2 protein-coding genes are annotated in these 1067 nt (G+C 44.4%); both read left to right on the top strand.

Features of this window, described 5'->3' with window-relative positions:
• The first annotated feature begins 21 nt into the window (after positions 1 to 21).
• The gene (locus tag ACFINH_RS09955) at positions 22 to 684 is read left to right on the top strand and encodes a lysozyme (protein WP_375613938.1); all 663 of its coding nucleotides are present in this window, start codon (positions 22 to 24) and stop codon (positions 682 to 684) included.
• Entirely contained in the window at positions 681 to 908 is a 228-nt protein-coding gene (locus ACFINH_RS09950) for a hypothetical protein (RefSeq protein ID WP_375630758.1), read from the top strand. Before ACFINH_RS09955 ends, ACFINH_RS09950 begins: the two co-directional genes overlap by 4 nt.
• Positions 909 to 1067 lie beyond the last annotated feature (159 nt).

The raw sequence follows: 1067 nt of genomic DNA, 5'->3' as shown, positions 1-1067 counted from the left end.
GCTTTTTTTATGGAGCGTCAGATGAGAAAGATATCGAAAGAAGGATTAGAGCTTATCAAACAATGGGAAGGTTTGCGTTTAGAGGCATATAGAGACACGGCATGTATCTGGACGATTGGTTATGGTCACACCAGCAATGCGGGTCACCCCCTTGTCAAAAAAGGCATGTGTATTAGCCAAAAGCAAGCAGAAGAAATCCTTTGTGAAGACTTAAAGCAATTTGAGCAGACGGTAGAGGAATCGGTGACGGTTTCGTTAACGGATTGCCAATTCGCGGCATTGGTCTCATTTTGCTATAATGTAGGGACAGCTGCTTTTCGCAAGTCAACCTTGTTGAAGAAGCTTAATCAAGGGGATTATGAAGCCGTACCCTTAGAATTACAGAAATGGAATAAGGTCGGTGGGAAGCCTCTTGCGGGTTTAGCCAACCGTCGAGCAGCAGAAGCGGGATTATGGGTAAAAGGGGCTTATGTTTCTTCGAATTATCAAAGGGTAGAAACGAAAACGGCAACCGGACTTCTTAAAATAGAAGCACTTGCCCCGATTATAGGGTCTTGTTCGGGGTTTGGAGGCTTGTTGGTTGGCAATGGTCCGGTGCAATGGGCTTTAGCAGGTATCATGGTTTTAGCGGCTGTAACGGGCATAGTGATTGTCGCCAAGCGTTTTGGGGAGCAACGCTTATGATTTTTTGGCTAAAGAAATATTCTCTGATGTTTACAGCGGCTTTAGCCGTTTTTTTTATGGCTTTAGCCAAGGCATTTCAGCTTGGCAAGCAAAGCGAACGGCAAAAGCAAACAGAGAATGCTTTAAAGACAGCAACAACCCGTCTTGAGGTAGAAAATGAAGTTAATCAAAAAAGTGATGGTGGTGTGCGCTCTGAACTTTCTCGTTGGGTGCGCGGCAAATAGGTCTGTTTCTTGTGGTGGCTGGTTGCCCATTTATTTGGATAATAAGGATGTTGCGGTCATCAGTTCCAACCTTGCAAGAGATATTTTGAAGCATAACAAGCAGGGAGCCCATTTATGTGGTTGGAAAGATGGTCAAGAAACGAAGCAGCAAAGATAAAG

The organism is Bartonella sp. AA74HLJMH, assembly GCF_042197045.1.
Taxonomy (GTDB): domain Bacteria; phylum Pseudomonadota; class Alphaproteobacteria; order Rhizobiales; family Rhizobiaceae; genus Bartonella.
The sequence above is the reverse complement of the archived record's forward strand: the minus strand, read 5'-3'. Positions and strand labels throughout refer to the sequence as shown.